At 73.7% G+C, this 16,077-nt stretch carries 15 protein-coding genes and 1 rRNA gene; 11 read left to right on the plus strand and 5 right to left on the minus strand.

The window, feature by feature from the left end:
* From rrf to AB0435_RS26660, 3 genes are all read left to right on the plus strand, one after another.
* Positions 1-93 (plus strand): 5S ribosomal RNA (gene rrf / locus AB0435_RS26650); the annotation flags it as partial.
* 207 nt (positions 94-300) lie between these two features.
* A complete protein-coding gene (locus AB0435_RS26655; RefSeq protein WP_366428126.1) occupies positions 301-1,545 on the plus strand; it encodes a hypothetical protein in 1,245 nt (414 codons plus the stop codon).
* A 65-nt stretch (positions 1,546-1,610) separates the two neighbouring features.
* Positions 1,611-2,459: a hypothetical protein gene (locus tag AB0435_RS26660; protein ID WP_366428134.1), complete on the plus strand. Its 849-nt coding sequence runs from the start codon at positions 1,611-1,613 to the stop codon at positions 2,457-2,459.
* An 87-nt stretch (positions 2,460-2,546) separates the two neighbouring features.
* Here AB0435_RS26660 and AB0435_RS26665 read toward each other — a convergent pair whose 3' ends face one another.
* Positions 2,547-3,836, minus strand: a complete 1,290-nt coding sequence (locus tag AB0435_RS26665; RefSeq protein WP_366008266.1) for a DUF1015 domain-containing protein — start codon at positions 3,834-3,836, stop codon at positions 2,547-2,549.
* Positions 3,837-3,911: 75 nt separating this feature from the next.
* Here AB0435_RS26665 and AB0435_RS26670 point away from each other — a divergent pair, with 75 nt between their 5' ends.
* Positions 3,912-4,931, plus strand: a complete 1,020-nt coding sequence (locus AB0435_RS26670; RefSeq protein WP_366428127.1) for an HAD-IIA family hydrolase — start codon at positions 3,912-3,914, stop codon at positions 4,929-4,931.
* 80 nt (positions 4,932-5,011) lie between these two features.
* Here the strand turns inward: AB0435_RS26670 and AB0435_RS26675 are convergent, their stop codons facing one another.
* Entirely contained in the window at positions 5,012-5,857 is an 846-nt protein-coding gene (locus AB0435_RS26675; protein ID WP_366428128.1) for a siderophore-interacting protein, read from the minus strand.
* A 67-nt stretch (positions 5,858-5,924) separates the two neighbouring features.
* On the minus strand, positions 5,925-6,956 hold the full coding sequence (locus tag AB0435_RS26680) for an ABC transporter substrate-binding protein (RefSeq protein ID WP_366008263.1): 1,032 nt from the start codon (positions 6,954-6,956) through the stop codon (positions 5,925-5,927).
* A 61-nt stretch (positions 6,957-7,017) separates the two neighbouring features.
* Here AB0435_RS26680 and AB0435_RS26685 point away from each other — a divergent pair, with 61 nt between their 5' ends.
* From AB0435_RS26685 to AB0435_RS26695, 3 genes are read left to right on the plus strand one after another with little or no spacing between them, the layout of a single operon-like run.
* A complete protein-coding gene (locus AB0435_RS26685; protein ID WP_366008262.1) occupies positions 7,018-8,067 on the plus strand; it encodes an iron chelate uptake ABC transporter family permease subunit in 1,050 nt (349 codons plus the stop codon).
* A gap of 2 nt (positions 8,068-8,069) precedes the next feature.
* Complete coding sequence (locus AB0435_RS26690) at positions 8,070-9,140, plus strand: iron chelate uptake ABC transporter family permease subunit (RefSeq protein WP_366008261.1); 1,071 nt, start codon at positions 8,070-8,072, stop codon at positions 9,138-9,140.
* The gene (locus tag AB0435_RS26695) at positions 9,137-10,039 is read left to right on the plus strand and encodes an ABC transporter ATP-binding protein (RefSeq protein WP_366008260.1); all 903 of its coding nucleotides are present in this window, start codon (positions 9,137-9,139) and stop codon (positions 10,037-10,039) included. Before AB0435_RS26690 ends, AB0435_RS26695 begins: the two co-directional genes overlap by 4 nt.
* A 55-nt stretch (positions 10,040-10,094) precedes the next feature.
* On the opposite strand, the gene AB0435_RS26700 is transcribed toward AB0435_RS26695, so the two are convergent.
* The gene (locus tag AB0435_RS26700; protein ID WP_366008259.1) at positions 10,095-10,442 is read right to left on the minus strand and encodes an SCP2 sterol-binding domain-containing protein; all 348 of its coding nucleotides are present in this window, start codon (positions 10,440-10,442) and stop codon (positions 10,095-10,097) included.
* 68 nt (positions 10,443-10,510) lie between these two features.
* Here AB0435_RS26700 and AB0435_RS26705 point away from each other — a divergent pair, with 68 nt between their 5' ends.
* The 3 genes from AB0435_RS26705 to AB0435_RS26715 are packed head-to-tail and all read left to right on the plus strand — an operon-like array spanning position 10,511 to position 12,580.
* On the plus strand, positions 10,511-10,777 hold the full coding sequence (locus AB0435_RS26705; RefSeq protein ID WP_366008258.1) for a hypothetical protein: 267 nt from the start codon (positions 10,511-10,513) through the stop codon (positions 10,775-10,777).
* A gap of 13 nt (positions 10,778-10,790) precedes the next feature.
* Complete coding sequence (locus tag AB0435_RS26710) at positions 10,791-11,606, plus strand: TlyA family RNA methyltransferase (RefSeq protein WP_366008267.1); 816 nt, start codon at positions 10,791-10,793, stop codon at positions 11,604-11,606.
* On the plus strand, positions 11,603-12,580 hold the full coding sequence (locus AB0435_RS26715; RefSeq protein ID WP_366008257.1) for an NAD kinase: 978 nt from the start codon (positions 11,603-11,605) through the stop codon (positions 12,578-12,580). Before AB0435_RS26710 ends, AB0435_RS26715 begins: the two co-directional genes overlap by 4 nt.
* A gap of 159 nt (positions 12,581-12,739) precedes the next feature.
* Here AB0435_RS26715 and AB0435_RS26720 read toward each other — a convergent pair whose 3' ends face one another.
* Positions 12,740-14,191: a S41 family peptidase gene (locus AB0435_RS26720; RefSeq protein WP_366428129.1), complete on the minus strand. Its 1,452-nt coding sequence runs from the start codon at positions 14,189-14,191 to the stop codon at positions 12,740-12,742.
* A gap of 113 nt (positions 14,192-14,304) precedes the next feature.
* Between AB0435_RS26720 and recN the strand changes: the two genes are divergently transcribed.
* The gene (gene recN / locus AB0435_RS26725) at positions 14,305-16,074 is read left to right on the plus strand and encodes a DNA repair protein RecN (RefSeq protein ID WP_366007184.1); all 1,770 of its coding nucleotides are present in this window, start codon (positions 14,305-14,307) and stop codon (positions 16,072-16,074) included.
* Positions 16,075-16,077: the final 3 nt, after the last annotated feature.

Consider the following 16,077-nt stretch of genomic DNA (forward strand, 5'->3'; position numbering starts at 1 on the left):
ACGCCCGGTTACATTCCGAACCCGGAAGCTAAGCCTTTCAGCGCCGATGGTACTGCATGGGGGACCGTGTGGGAGAGTAGGACGCCGCCGAACAATATTTCAAGGACCATTGGTCCCAGCGTTCACGCTGGGACCAATGGTCCTTTTTGTTTTTTCCGAAGCGCGCCGGTCGATCGGTTGCGCGAGAATGACTGCGGTACCCGAAGACAGGAGTCACGTCGATGTCCACCAACTCTCCCGACGACCGATCGGGCAGCGACCGGGGCGGTTTCCGCCGCGACGACCGGCCGGCGTACCGGCGTGACGACCGTGGTGGCGACGACCGAGGCGGTCCGCGCAGTGAGGGCGACCGTGGTGGACGTCCCAGCGGCGGTGGCTTCCGTCGCGACGACCGTGGTGGCAACGACCGCCCGCGCGGTCCGCGTCGTGACGACGACCGTGGGGGTTTCCGCGGTGGGCGTGACGACCGTGGTGGCCGTCCCGCGGGCGGTGGCTTCCGCCGCGACGACCGCCCCTCCTTCCCGCGCGATGACCGTGCGCCCCGTCGTGATGACGACCGCGGTGGTTTCCGTCGTGACGAGCGCCGCGATGACCGTCCGTCCTTCCGTCGTGACGACCGCGCTCCGCGCCGCGATGACGAGCGCGGCCCGCGTCGTGATGACGAGCGTGGTGGTTTCCGTCGCGATGAGCGTCGTGACGACCGTCCGTCGTTCCGCCGTGACGACCGTGCTCCGCGCCGTGACGATGACCGTGCGCCCCGTCGTGACGACGACCGCGGTGGTTTCCGTCGTGACGAGCGCCGCGATGACCGTCCGTCCTTCCGTCGTGACGACCGCGCTCCGCGCCGCGATGACGACCGCGGTCCGCGTCGTGACGACGACCGTGGGGGTTTCCGCGGTGGGCGTGACGACCGTGGTGGCCGTCCCGCGGGCGGTGGCTTCCGCCGCGACGACCGCCCCTCCTTCCGCCGCGACGACGACCGTGCGCCCCGTCGTGATGACGACCGCGGTGGTTTCCGTCGTGACGAGCGCCGTGACGACCGTCCGTCGTTCCGCCGTGACGACCGTGCTCCGCGCCGTGACGATGACCGTGCGCCCCGTCGTGACGACGACCGTGGCGGTTTCCGCCGCGACGACCGCCGCGATGACCGTCCGTCGTTCCGTCGCGACGACCGTGCGCCCCGTCGTGACGACGACCGCGGTGGTTTCCGCCGCGACGACCGCCGTGACGACCGCGCTCCGCGTCGTGATGACGAGCGTGGTGGTTTCCGTCGTGACGAGCGTCGTGACGACCGTCCGTCGTTCCGCCGCGACGACCGTGGCCCCCGCCGCGACGATGACCGCGGCCCGCGTCGTGATGACGACCGCGGTGGCTACCGTGGTGGCCGCGATGACCGTGGTGGTCGTCCGGGCGGTGGCGGCTATGGGCGTCGTGACGACCGGCAGGGTGGCGGCGGCTACCGCGGTGGGCGCGACGAGCGCTCCGGTGGGTACGGCCGCCGTGACGACCGGCGCGACGACCGGGACCGTGACCGCGAGCCCGTGAAGCGTCTGCCGATCCCCGACGACGTGACCGGCGACGAGATCGACAAGGACGTCAAGCAGGAGCTCATGAGCCTGCCGAAGGGCCTTGCCGAGGAGGTCGCGCGCAACCTCGTCATGGTGGCGAACCTGCTGGACGAGGACCCGGAGCAGGCGTACGCCTACTCCCGGATCGCCCTGCGCCTCGCGTCCCGCGTCGCCGCCGTGCGTGAGGCCGCCGGCTTCGCCGCGTACGGCACGGGCAAGTACACCGAGGCGCTGGCCGAGTTCCGCGCCGCGCGCCGTATGACCGGCTCCGTCGAGCTGTGGCCCGTGATGGCCGACTGCGAGCGCGGCATGGGCCGTCCGGAGCGTGCGCTGGCCATGGCCGGCGAGCCCGAGGTGCACAAGCTGGACAAGGCCGGCCAGGTCGAGATGCGCCTCGTCGCCGCCGGTGCCCGCAAGGACATGGGCCAGGCGGACGCTGCGGTCGTGACCCTGCAGAGCCCCGAGCTCGCGTCCAGCTCGATCCAGCCGTGGACCGCCCGCCTGCGCTACGCCTACGCCGACGCGCTGCTCGCCGTGGGTCGCGAGGACGAGGCCCGCGAGTGGTTCGCCAAGGCCCTCGAGGCGGACCAGGGCGGCATGACGGACGCCTCCGACCGGCTCGCGGAGCTGGACGGCGTGGAGTTCACGGACGCCCTCGTCGAGGCGGACGAGGACGAGGAGACCCCGGCGGCCGGCACGGCCGTGACCGAGACCGAGACCGCCGAGGCCCCCGCCGCGGAGCCGGAGCAGCCCGCCGAAACCCCGGCCGCGGCCCCGCAGTTCGTGGAGCCCGTGATGCCCGAGGAGCCCACCGAGGCCCCCGAGCCGGCCGCGGAGAAGCCCGCTGCGGAGAAGACGGCCGAGGACAAGCCGTCCGACGACAAGAGCTGACCGCTCACGCGTTGACGCGAACGCCGAAGGGCGGGACCCCCACCGGGGGTTCCGCCCTTCGGCGTTCCGGGCGTCGGCCGGGCGGTGTCAGCTCAGCGCCAGGCTCCGCAGCACCAGGCCCGTGGCCGGCTTGGGACCGAACGAGGTGGATTTGCGGGGCATGGTGACGCCCTGTTCCGCCAACTCGCGTACGACGTCCTCGCAGACCGGGTGCATCAGGACCGCCGTGCCGCCGTGGCGTTCGGCTTGTTTGACGGCGGCTGCCGTCTCGTGGATGTAGCCGATGTGCTCGGGGTCGTCCGGGACGTGCCAGATGTGTTCCAGGAGGACCGAGTGCAGGACGGTCGCGTCGAGTGTGCGCCAGGCCTCCGGGCGGTCGGTGGGGACCGTGCGGGCGAGGAGGGCGGGGTCGGGGTTGTCGAGGAGGTGGAAGCGGCCGTCGCCGGCGAGCACGAAGGCGTTGCCGTCCTTGCCCGCCGCCTCGGCGAGCGCGTCCAGGGCCTCCGGCAGGGAGCCTTCGAGGGTGCGTACGCGGAAGGCGGTGCCGACGGCGGCGAGTGCCTCGGCGACCGGCAGGTTGTGCAGCAGGCGGTGGATGGCCCGTACGCGCAGGGGGTAGCGGGCGGTGTCGACGAGGAGGACCAGGCCGAAGTCCCAGGGGCTGTCGGCGGGTTGCTCGGCGCGCAGCCGGAGGTAGGTGGCCCAGCGGTGGTGGCCGTCGGCGATGAGGGCCTGCTGCCGGGACAGGTCCTCGCCGACGCGGCCCAGGTCGTCCGGGTCGGTGATGGACCACAGCCGGTGGGCGTAGCCGTCGTCGGTGGTGGTGGACAGCAGGGGAGCGGTACGGGTCACCCGCTCGATGACGCCCGCCGCGCCGCCCTCGCTGTCGTTCCCGCGGTAGGAGAAGAGCAGCGGCTCCAGGTTGGCGCCCGTGCCGCGCATCAGGGCCGCGCGGTCCTCGACGATGTGCGGCATCACGTCCTCGTGGGGGAGCACGACGCCCTCCTCGCGGGGGCTGAGGCGCAGGGCTCCGATGAGGCCGCGCTGCAGTATGCCGTCGCCCCGCTGCTCGTAGACGTAGAGCGCGGGCTCGGGGTCGGCGGCGAGGATCCGCTCGTCCTGCCAGCGGCGCAACGTTTCCGCGGCCTGCCGGTGCCGGTCCGCGGCCGTGGCGGCCTGGGGGAGGATGAGGCGGACGATGTTGTGGGGGTCCGCGGTCTCCAGGTGGCGCAGGCCGTCGGGCCGTACGACGACGTCGTACGGTGGTGACGTCACGGCGGCGAGGCTGCCGACCCTTTCCGGGACATAGCGCAGCCCTCGGAACGGCGCGAGTTCGAGACCCTGCCTTGTATCCGCTGTCCGGCCTGGAGTGCTCATTGGGAAATGTTATGTCTCATGGCCGGATGAGCAATGATCGGGGAAGAGACGTACAGCACAAGGAGTGAGTTCACGATGAACCAGACCGTCAGGATCCGGCCCGACGGCAGCCGCGAGCCGCTGAGCGCGGCCTACGACACGGCGCTGCTGGACCTCGACGGCGTGGTGTACGCGGGCGGCGAGGCCATCGCGTACGCCGTCGAGTCGCTGGGGACGGCGCGGGACGGCGGGATGCACCTCGCCTACGTGACGAACAACGCGGCGCGTACGCCGGAGACGGTCGCCGCGCACCTGACGGAGCTCGGTGTGCCCGCCGAGCCCTCCGACGTGATCACCTCGGCGCAGGCCGTGGCGCGGCTGATCGCCGATCAGATCCCGTCCGGCTCACGGGTGTTGGTGATCGGGACGGAGGGGCTGCGGGTCGCGCTGGAGGAGCGCGGGCTGGTGCCGGTGGACTCGGCGGACGATGACCCGGCCGCGGTGGCGCAGGGCTACGGCGGGCCGGACATGCCGTGGTCGCGGCTGGCGGAGGCGTCGTACGCGGTGGCGCGGGGCGTGCCGTGGTTCGCCTCCAACACGGACCTGACGATTCCCAGCGCCCGGGGGATCGCGCCCGGCAACGGCGCGGCCGTGCAGGTCGTGCGGATCGCGACGGGCGCGGAGCCGCAGGTGGCGGGGAAGCCGCTGCCGCCGATGCACCGGGAGACGGTGCTGCGCACGGGCGCGGAGCGGCCGCTGGTCGTCGGTGACCGGCTCGACACGGACATCGAGGGCGCGTACGTGGGCGGCGTGGACTCGCTGCTCGTCCTGACCGGGGTGACCACGGCCGCGCAGCTGCTCGCCGCGCCGCCGGAGCACCGGCCGACGTATGTGGCGGAGGACCTGCGGGGGCTGCTCCAGGCGCAGCCGCCGGTCGGCGACGACTTCCGGTGCGGCGGGTGGACGGCCTCGGCGGAGGACGGGGAGCTGGCCCTGACGGGTTCGGGTGAGCCGGTCGACGGGCTGCGGGCGCTGTGCGGGGCCGCCTGGTCGGCGGCGGGGTCCGGGCGGTGCGAGCTGGACGCGGGGAAGGCGCTGGCGCGGCTGGGGTTCTGACCCCCCGGCCGCGTTTGGTCCGGGACGTGCGCGGGCCCCCACCCTGGCGGCAGGGCGGGGGCCCGTCGGCGTCCTCGGTCTCAGGAGAGCTCCGCCAGGAGGTCCTCCTCCGACGCGCCCCGGCGCCAGTAGCCGGTGAAGCTCACCGCGCGGCGGTCGAAGCCGCGTTCGCCGACCAGGTGGCGGCGGAGGGTGCGGACCATGCCGGCCTCGCCGGCGATCCAGGAGTACGGGGTGCCGGTGGGCAGCTCCGCCGCGCGCACCGCGTCGACCAGCGGGCTCGCGTGGCCGGGGCTCCGTACGAGCCAGGTGATCTCCGCCGAGGCGGCGGTCGGCAGGTCCTGGACGTCGTCGGCGTGCGGCACCTCGATCCAGACCTTCGCCCGGGTGCCCGCGGGCAGCCAGGTGAGGATGCCGGCGACGGCGGGCAGGGCGGTCTCGTCGGCGGTGACGAGGGTCCAGTCGGTGCCGGCCGGTGGCTGGAAGTCGACGCCGCCGTTGTCCTCGACGACGGGGCCGAGGACGGCGACGCGGTCACCGGGGCGGGCGGCCTGCGCCCAGTTCGTGGCGGGCCCGCCGTGGCCGTTCGCGTCGCCGTGGACGGCGAAGTCGACGTCGAGCTCGGCGGGGTCCTCGCGCAGGTCGCGGACGGTGTACGAGCGCATGACGGCGCGTACGGCCGGGTCCTGGGCGCGCCATTGCGCGTACCAGCCCTCGCCGAGGTCCTCGGGGAGGACGGGGGTGTCCTGGCCGGGCTGCGGCAGGAACAGCTTGAAGCGCTGGTCGCGGCCGCCGCTGACGGCGGTGGCGAGGTCGTCCCCGCCGAAGGTGACGCGGATCATGGCGGGGCTGACCCGTACCGCCCGCAGGACGCGCAGGTCGAAGAAGCGGAACGGGGTGGCGGTGGCGGTGGCGGTGATGGTCATGCGGGGCGTGATCCTTTCGGCGGGCGCGACGGACACGGTGGCCGGTGGTGGCCGGCGTGAGGGGCCGTCAGCTGACCTTCTTGGCCTTCTCGACCGCGGCGGCGAGGCTCTCGACGAGCGGGGCGCAGCCGGCGTGGGAGTAGCGCGGTTCGCTGAGCCAGGGGGTGATCTGGCCCGCCTTGACCGCGGGCAGGCCCGCCCAGGTGGGCTTGGCGGCGAGGTCCTTGGGCTGGAGCGTGGCGGTGCGGTTGTCGAGGAGGATCAGGTCGGCGGCGTACTTGCCGGCGTTCTCCCAGCTGAGGCTCTCGAAGAAGCCGCCGGTGACCTTGTCGGGGACGACGATCTCGACGCCGAGCTGCTTGAAGTAGGTGAGGTCGGCGTAGACGGCCGGGTCGGAGACGTAGAGCATGTCGGCGGCGCCGGAGGCGGCGAGGACCTTGAGGCCCTTGTTGTCGCGGGCGGCCTTGCGGAGGGTCTCGGACGCCTTCTCGAAGCGCTGCTTGGCGTCGGCGACGCGCTTCGCCCGGAGGTCGGCGCCGAGGGACTCGGCGAGCTCGGCGTAGCGCCCGATGACGTCGGTGAGCGACTTCTTGGAGGTGCTGATGCCGACGCAGGGGGCGAGGCCGAGGATCTTCTTCTTGCTGTCGTCGGGGACGTACCAGAGGTCCTGACCCTGGATCATGTTGGTGACGAGCAGTTCGGGGCCCATGGCGGCGTACTTCTCGACGTTGAACTCGCCCCAGGTGTTGCCGAGGACCGTCACCTTGTCGACGTCGAGGTCGCCGGCCTGGGGGTCGGGCTTGCCGTCCTTGAGCTTGGTGGGGCCGAAGACGCCCGCGCAGTCGAAGCCGAAGTCGTGGAGGGCCGCGGCGGAGCCGGTGAAGGCGACGACCTTCTTGGGCGTCCTGCCCGCCTTGGCCGTCTCGCCGCGGTCGTCCTTGAAGGTCCAGGAGCCGCCGGAGGAGCCGGAGTCCGAGCCTCCCGAGGATTTCCCGCTCCCGCAGGCGCTGAGGAGGGCGCCGGCGCCGAGTACGCCACCCGCCGTCAGGAGGCCGCGACGGGACAGGGAACTGATGCCTGGGATGCGGGGGGTGCTCATGGATGCGCTTCTCTCGGTACTCACTCGACGGGACAGTGTCAGGGTAGGCTAACCTAACCTGGTGTTGGTCGACAGTCTCCCCGAATCCCCGGCGGCCCCGCCCCGGCCCGCGCCGCCCGGCCGCAACGCGGCCCGCGCGGCAGGTCTGTTCACCGCGCTGGGAGCCCTGCTCCTGGTCGCCGTAGCGAGCGTCGCCGTCGGCGCCAGACAGATCCCCCCCGATCAGGTGTGGGACGCGCTCTTCCACTCCGCGTCGGGTGCCGACGCCGTGGTCGTCCGCGAAGTGCGCCTGCCCCGCACCCTCCTGGGCATCCTGGTCGGCGCCGCGCTCGGACTCGCGGGCGCGGTGATGCAGGCGCTCACCCGCAACCCGCTCGCCGAACCCGGCATCCTCGGCGTCAACGCCGGGGCCGCGGCCGCCGTCGTCTCCGCCATCAGCTTCCTGGGCATCGGCACGATCAGCGGCTACATGTGGTTCGCCTTCCTCGGCGCGGCCGTCGTCGCCGTGGCCGTCCACTTCCTCGGCGGCAGCCGCAACGCGACCCCGGTGCGCCTCGCGCTCGCGGGCACGGCCGTCACGTACGCGCTGTACGGCTACGTCTATTCCGTCCAGCTGATGGACTCCGCCGCGCTCGACCGGATGCGCTTCTGGACCGTCGGCTCGCTCGCCTCCGCCGACATGGGCACCGTCGGCCGGATCGCGCCCTTCATCGGCCTCGGCGTCGTGCTCGCCCTCGCGCTCGCCCGGCCGCTCAACGCCATGGCGCTCGGCGACGACACCGCACTCGCGCTCGGCTCCCGGCCCACGCTCACCCGCGTCCTGGCCATGGCCGCCGTCACTCTGCTGTGCGGCGCGGCGACCGCCGCCTGCGGGCCGATCGTCTTCGTCGGCCTGATCGTCCCGCACCTGGTCCGCGCCGTCACCGGCCCGGACCTGCGCTGGATCCTGCCGTACGCGACCGTCCTCGCACCCGTGCTGCTGCTCGGCGCCGACGTGCTCGGACGGGTCGTCACCCGGCCCGGCGAACTCCAGGTCGGCATCGTCACCGCGCTGATCGGCGGGCCCGTCTTCATCCACCTCGTACGCCGCCGGAGGGTGGTCCAGCAGTGAGTGTGTCGTCACCCCCCACGCCCCGGCGGACGCGATCGGCCGGGCCCAAGGTGCTCCGCACCCGCGGCGGGCTCTCGCTGCGCGTGGACACCCGCGCCGTCCTCGTCGTCGCGGCGCTCCTCCTCCTCGCCGCGGCCGCCGCCGTCGCCCTCATCGGCACCGGCGACTTCCCGATGGCACCGGCCGAGGTCGTACGCACCCTCGCCGGCGGCGGCACGACCGCGCAGGAGTTCATCGTCCAGGACGTGCGGCTGCCGCGCGTGCTCGTCGGGCTGCTCGTCGGCGCCTGCCTGGGCCTGGCGGGCGCGGTGTTCCAGTCGGTCTCCCGCAATCCGCTGGGCAGCCCCGACGTGATCGGTTTCGGCCAGGGCTCGGCGGCCGGGGCGCTCGTCGTCATCATCCTCTTCCACGGCGAACCCTTCGCCGTCGCGGCCGGAGCCGTGGCCGGCGGGCTCCTCACCGGCGTCGCCGTCTACCTGCTGGCGTGGAAGAAGGGCGTCCACGGCTACCGCCTCGTCCTCGTGGGCATCGGCGCGGCCGCCGTGCTCACCGGTGTCCGCGACTACCTGATGACCCGGGCCGACCTCGTCGACGCGACCCGCTCGCTGGTCTGGATGGTCGGCTCGCTCAACGGCCGCGACTGGAGCCAGGTATGGCCCCTGCTCTGCGTGGCGGCCGTGCTCTTCCCCGTCGTCATCGGCCACGGCCGCGCCCTGCGGATGCTGGAGATGGGCGACGACGCGGCGTACGCGCTGGGCGTACGGGCCGAGCGCGTCCGGATCGTCGTGATGGGCGCCGCCGTCCTGCTGACCGCCGCCGCGACCGCCGCGGCCGGACCCGTCAGCTTCGTCGCCCTCGCCGCCCCGCAGCTCGCCCGGCGGCTGACCCGGGCGCCGGGCCCCAACCTGCCCGCCTCCGCGTGCATGGGCGCCGTCCTGCTCATCACCGCCGACTGGGCGTCGCAACGGCTCTTCGGGGCCGACCAGCTGCCCGTCGGCGCGGTGACCGGCATGCTCGGCGGCTGCTATCTGCTGTGGCTGCTCTTCACCGAGCGCAAGGCCGGCCGGATATGACGCCGCACACGCCGCACAAGACGAACGAACAAGGAGAGACCACCGTGAGCGACGTACGCGAGGCCGCCGTGCGGTCGACGGCCGAAGCGACAGGGGAGCCCCGGCTGACCGCCGAGTCCGTGACCCTCGCCTACGACCAGCGGGTCATCGCGGAGAACCTCTCCGTCGCCGTCCCCGACCGCTCCTTCACCGTGATCGTCGGGCCCAACGCCTGCGGCAAGTCCACCCTCCTGCGGGCCCTCTCCCGCATGCTCAAGCCCGCCTCCGGAGCCGTGCTGCTCGACGGCGCGGCCATCGACTCGTACCCCGCCAAGCAGGTCGCCCGCACGCTCGGGCTGCTCCCGCAGTCCTCCGTCGCCCCGGACGGGATCACCGTCGCCGACCTCGTCGCCCGCGGCCGCTACCCGCACCAGGGGCTGCTGCGGCAGTGGTCGCGGGAGGACGAGCGGATCGTCGTGGAGTCGATGACCGCGACCGGCGTCGACGGCCTCGCCGACCGCCACGTCGACGAGCTCTCCGGCGGCCAGCGCCAGCGCGTCTGGATCGCCATGGCCCTCGCCCAGCAGACCCCGCTGCTGCTCCTGGACGAGCCGACCACCTACCTCGACATCCAGCACCAGATCGACGTCCTCGACCTGTGCGCCCAGCTGCACGAGGAGCAGGGCCGCACCCTCGTCGCCGTCCTCCACGACCTCAACCACGCCGCCCGCTACGCCACCCACCTCATCGCCATGCGCGACGGGCGGGTCGTCGCCGAGGGCGAGCCGCGGGAGGTCGTGACGGCCGAGCTGGTCGAGAAGGTCTTCGGGCTGCGCTGCCAGGTCATCGACGACCCCGAGACGGGCACACCCTTGGTCGTCCCGGCGGCGCGGCGGCGGCGCGTGCCCGCCAGGGTGTAGGCGGATCTTGTGGCGGAGTCCGGGTGGCCCCCCAACGGACAAGGTCCGCCGGAGGCTAAAGCAAGGACCGCAACCGAAGGACGTCCCGGAGGCTCGCCTGCACCCTGACCCGGCCCGCGGCCCACGCCTTCGCGAAGTTCAGCCGACCGTCGACCAGGGCCACCAGGTCGTCGCCCGACATCGTCAGAGCGATCTCCGCCCGCCGCTCGGGAGTGCCCGGCTGGGTCCGCACGTCCTGGATGTGACCGCCCGCGAGGTGGCCCGTGAAGGTGACGTCGAGATCGGAGAGGTGGCAGCTGAGCGAGCGGTCGGGCGCGGCGGCGTCCCGCAGGTCGCCGCTCGCCCCCGCGAGATTCCCCGCCAGCCGGTCGAGTGCCTCCCGGCACTCCTCGATGGTCGCCATGGAGAGGGACGCTACCCCAGAGGATCGCGTACGCCGGTCAGGCGCCGGGACGGGGTAGCGTCGGGGACATGACCGACCCGATGACCGGCGCACCGCAGGACGAGCGGGAGGGCGGGCCCCTCCCGCTCGGTGTCGACCGCGCCCCCACCGGCGACCCCGCCGTCGACGGCCTGCTGGTCCGGCTGGCCGACGCCGACCACCTCGCCGCGACCGGTCACCTGGAGGTGTACGAGGATGTACACCGGGGCCTGCGCGACGCGCTCACCGCGCTCGACCGGCACCCCGGGCCGACGGCGCCCTCCGGCGCGCCCGCTTCGCACGACAACAGGAGCTGAACCACCCGTGGCAGTGACCCGCCCGCGCCGCAGCCGACTCGACGCCGAGCTGGTGCGCCGGAAACTCGCCCGCTCCCGCGAGCATGCGAGCCAGCTCATCGCGGCGGGCCGGGTGACCGTCGGCGGTGCGACCGCGACCAAGGCGGCCACGCAGGTGGAGATCAGCGCCGCCGTCGTCGTCACGAACGACGAGAACGACCCGGACTACGTCTCCCGCGGCGGCCACAAGCTCGCCGGCGCCCTCGCCGCCTTCGTCCCCCGCGGGCTGAAGGTCGAGGGCCGCCGCGCGCTCGACGCCGGCGCCTCCACCGGCGGCTTCACCGACGTCCTGCTGCGCGCGGGCGCCGCCCACGTCGTCGCCGTCGACGTCGGCTACGGCCAGCTCGCCTGGTCGCTCCAGAGCGACGAGCGCGTCACCGTGAAGGACCGCACCAACGTCCGCGAGCTGACGCTGGAGCAGATCGACGGCGAGCCCGCCGACCTCGTCGTCGGCGACCTGTCCTTCATCCCCCTCGGCCTCGTGCTGCCCGCGCTCGTGCGCTGCTCCGCCCCCGACGCGGACCTCGTCCTCATGGTCAAGCCGCAGTTCGAGGTCGGCAAGGAGCGGCTCGGCAGCGGCGGCGTCGTGCGCAGCACCCAGCTGCGGGCCGACACGGTCCGCGCGGTCGCGGCCCAGGCGGCCGGGCTCGGGCTCGGTGTGCTGGGCGTGACGGCCAGCCCGCTGCCGGGACCCTCGGGCAACGTCGAGTACTTTCTGTGGCTGCGCGCCGGGGCGCCTGAACTGGACCCGGCGGACGTTGACCGTGCAGTGGCGGAGGGGCCCCGTTGACCACTTCAGAAGCAGCATCGACAGCAGTATCCGCACAGACCAGGGCGGCGGCCGAGGGGGAGAGGACGGCGGCCGACGGCCGTAGGGTCTTCCTGCTCGCCCACACCGGCCGGCCCGCGGCCATCCGCAGCGCCGAACTCGTCGTCCAGGGACTGCTGCGCTGCGGCATCGGCGTACGCGTGCTGGCCGAGGAGGCCGCCGACCTGCCGCTGCCACCCTCGGCCGAACTCGTCGAGGCCGGGCCGGACCGGCCGGACGTCCTGGAGGGCTGCGAGCTGCTGATCGTGCTCGGCGGCGACGGCACGCTGCTGCGGGGCGCGGAGTTCGCCCGCCGCTCCGGGGTGCCGATGCTGGGCGTCAACCTCGGCCGGGTCGGCTTCCTCGCCGAGGCCGAGCGCGACGACCTCGACAAGGTCGTGGACCGGGTGGTGACCCGGGAGTACGAGGTCGAGGAGCGGATGACCCTCGACGTGCTCGTCCGCGCCGACGGGCACATCGTGCACACCGACTGGGCGCTGAACGAGGCCTCCGTGGAGAAGGCCGCGCGCGAGCGGCTGCTGGAGGTCGTCACCGAGGTCGACGGCCGGCCGGTCTCCCGCTTCGGCGGCGACGGCGTCGTCTGCGCGACCCCCACCGGCTCGACGGCCTACGCGTTCTCCGCCGGCGGCCCGGTGGTCTGGCCCGAGGTCGAGGCCCTGCTGATGGTCCCCATCAGCGCCCACGCCCTCTTCGCCAAGCCGCTGGTGACCGCGCCGGATTCCGTGCTCGCCGTGGAAGTGCAGCCGGAGACGCCGAACGGCGTGCTGTGGTGTGACGGGCGGCGGACGGTGGAACTGTCCGCGGGGGCGCGGGTGGAGGTGCGGCGGGGGGCTGTTCCCGTGCGGCTGGCTCGGCTGCACCATGCGTCGTTCACGGACCGGTTGGTGGCGAAGTTCGCGCTGCCGGTGGCTGGGTGGCGGGGGGCTCCGCATTAATTGACGGGGTGGGGGTTGCTCGCCGTTGTCGCCTGCGGCGGGCTTGTTCCCCAGCCCCGCCCCTTCCCGAAACTGGGGGCAAGCCCCCAGACCCCCGCAACACGCTTCGCGCGTTGTCCTCAAACGCCGGACGGGCTGGAAAACCGGCCCGTCCGGCGTTCAGCTGGAACTCAGCCGCGCCAGAGCCACCGGCAGTGCCGTCTCCGGTCGTGCGGCGACGTCCGGGGGAATGCCCGCCCCGTCGTACGTCGTGCGGTGGTCCGAGCCGTTCAGGAACTCCTCGTTCGGGAGCCAGAACCGCCAGCCGTTGGGGAGGGTCCGCTCCAGTCGGTCGGAGAAGAGGCCCTGCGTGTTCTCGCCGATGAGCACCGGCCTCGGGCCCCGCCCGAGCAGTGCCTCGGTGAGGGTCTCGCCCGCGCTCATCGTCAGCCGGCTGGTGAGGACGGTCAGCGGGCCGGTGTAGACGGGCCCCGGGTGCGGGAGGGCCCGCACCGGCTCGGCGGGGGTGAACTTCCGCGGGTCGCCGGCGTCGTCGCGCGCGTGCTTGAGGTAGGCCGTGTACGGCCGCCCGGTCAGCCGCTCGGCGACGTCCAGGGAGAGCCGGTCCGAGCCGCCGCCGTTGAGCCGCAGGTCGAGGACCAGGCCGCGCAGGGCGTCCGGGCCGTTCGTGCGGGCGGTGGTGAAGACCTCGTCGAGGGCCTTGCCGAGAGTGGCCGCGTCGGCCTCGTAGCTGTTGCCCTTCGCGTAGCCCAGGAACGTGGTGATGCGGAGGAAGCCGATCCGGCCCGGCAGCTCCGCGTAGGTGATCTTCCCGCCCGCCCAGGACCGTTCGTCCTTGCCGCCGGCCGCCTTGACGCTCTCGGCGGCGGCCTTGTCCATGCGGTTCCGCTCCTGCTCGTCGGGGATGACGGTGTCCTCGCGGTGCCCGGCGAAATAGCCCTCGGGGTGCTGCGGGTCGACCAGGCCGGTGTGCCCGTCGTGGAGCGGCCGGACCATCTCCGACAGGACCGAGAACAGCTCGTCCGGGCCGGTGGTCGCCGTGATCCGGGGCCGGTAGCGGTCGCGTACGGCGTTCCAGTCGATGTGCCGCGCGGCGAAGAAGGGGTAGTTCTCGGCGTACGTCCGCCAGTAGGTGTCGAAGACCTGCCGCGGGTCCGCCTTCGGGTCCGGGCCGGTCTCGCCGCGGCAGTCCGCGGGCAGTGCGGCGATCCGGCGCAGCGTGCGGTGCCCCACGTTGTCCCCGAACGCCAGCTCCGCCCGGTCGTGCCCCTTCTGTGTCACCGTGACGGGCGCCTCGCCCTCCTGCCGGAACGGGCCGCCGGCGTCGGAGCGGGTCGCTGTCAGCTCGCCGGGCATACAGCTGACGGCCGTGGTCTCGTACGTCCGCAGCTTCCGGCCCCCGTCCGTCACGGTGACGACCGTGCCGTAACCGTCCATGCGCCACGTGCCATCGAGCGCCGCACCGCCCGGGCCACGGGCGAGCGCGTTCCCGGAACCGGCGGCGGTGGTCAGCGCGACCGCCGTCGTCAGCAGCAGCGCGGCGATGCGGGGGGTACGGGCTCGTACCTCATCGTGACCTCGTGGGGGACGCGTTCCGGTGTGACGGGACAAGCCTCTTCGGTAAGGGGCGCGGAGGCCATGGAGGGATCACCCGGAGCGATGGTGGGGTTCTCCCCAGGGCGGCCGATGGGGGTGGCCGTCGCGAGGGGGCCCCGGAACCTCGTATGGTCGTATCCGTGTTGGAGGAGATGCGGATCCGGTCCTTGGGCGTCATCGATGACGCGGTGGTCGAGCTGGCGCCCGGTTTTACCGCGGTGACCGGCGAGACCGGCGCGGGCAAGACCATGGTCGTCACCAGCCTCGGTCTGCTGCTCGGCGGGCGGGCCGACCCCGCGCTGGTGCGGACGGGCGCCAAGAGCGCGGTGGTCGAGGGGAGGATCACCGTCGACCGCCGGTCGCCCGCGGCCGTCCGCGCGGAGGAGGCGGGCGCCGACCTCGACGACGGCACCCTGCTCATCAGCCGCACCCTCTCCGCCGAGGGCCGCTCGCGCGCCCATGTGGGCGGCCGTAGCGTGCCCGTCGGCCTGCTCGCCGAGCTCGCCGACGACCTCGTGGCCGTGCACGGGCAGACCGACCAGCAGGGGCTGCTCAGACCCGCCCGGCAGCGGCAGGCGCTCGACCGGTACGCGGGCGACGCCGTGTCCGTGCCGCTCGCCAAATACGCCGGCGCCTACCGCAGGCTGCGGGCCGTCGCCGCCGAGCTGGCCGAGCTGACCACCCGGGCCCGCGAGCGGGCGCAGGAGGCGGACCTGCTGCGCTTCGGCCTGGACGAGGTCGCCGCCGTCGAGCCGCTGGCCGGCGAGGACACCGAACTGGCCGCCGAGGCCGCCCGACTGGGTCACGCAGAGGCCCTCGCCTCCGCCGCCACCGTCGCCCACGCCGCCCTCGCCGGGAACCCCGAGGACCCCGAGGGCATCGACGCCGCGACCCTGGTCGCGGGCGCGCAGCGGGCGGTGGAGGCCGTACGCGCCCACGACCCGGCCCTGGCCGGCCTCGCCGACCGGATCGGTGAGATCGGCATCCTGCTGTCCGACGTGGCGGGGGAGCTCGCGGGCTACGCCTCCGACCTGGACGCGGACCCGCGCAGGCTCGCGGCCGTCGAGGAGCGGCGGGCGGCCCTGACGCACCTGACGCGGAAGTACGGCGAGGACATCGCGGGCGTCCTGGCCTGGGCGGAGGAGGGCGCGGGCCGCCTCGCCGAGCTGGAGGGCGACGACGACCGCATCGGTGAACTGACCGCCGAACGCGACGCGCTGCGCGCCGAACTGGGTGAGCTCGCGCAGGCGCTGACCGACGCGCGGACGGAGGCGGCCGAGCGGTTCGCCGAGGCCGTCACCGGGGAACTCGCGTCGCTGGCGATGCCGCACGCGCGCGTCTCCTTCGCGATCCGGCAGAGCGAGGTCGCGGAGTCGGAGGCCGACCACGGCATCGAGGTGGGCGGGCGCCCCGTCGCCTACGGCCCGCACGGTGCCGACGAGGTCGAGCTCTATCTCGCCCCCCACCCCGGCGCCCAGCCGCGCCCCATCGCCAAGGGCGCCTCCGGCGGTGAGCTGTCGCGCGTGATGCTCGCCGTCGAGGTGGTCTTCGCGGGCTCCGACCCCGTGCCGACGTACCTCTTCGACGAGGTCGACGCCGGCATCGGCGGCAAGGCCGCCGTCGAGGTCGGCCGCCGGCTGGCCCGCCTCGCGCAGACCGCGCAGGTCGTGGTCGTCACCCACCTTCCGCAGGTGGCCGCCTTCGCCGACCGCCACTTGGTGGTCGAGAAGACCCACGACGGGTCGGTGACCCGCAGCGGCGTCCAGGCGATGGAGGGGGAGGACCGGGTGCGGGAGCTGTCCCGCATGCTGGCGGGCCAGTCGGACTCCCACCTGGCCCGGGCCCACGCGGAGGAACTCCTCGCGGCCGCGCGCGCACCGCTCCCACGGGGGGCGTGAGGC

Source organism: Streptomyces sp. NPDC051173 (assembly GCF_040689515.1).
Taxonomy (GTDB): domain Bacteria; phylum Actinomycetota; class Actinomycetes; order Streptomycetales; family Streptomycetaceae; genus Streptomyces.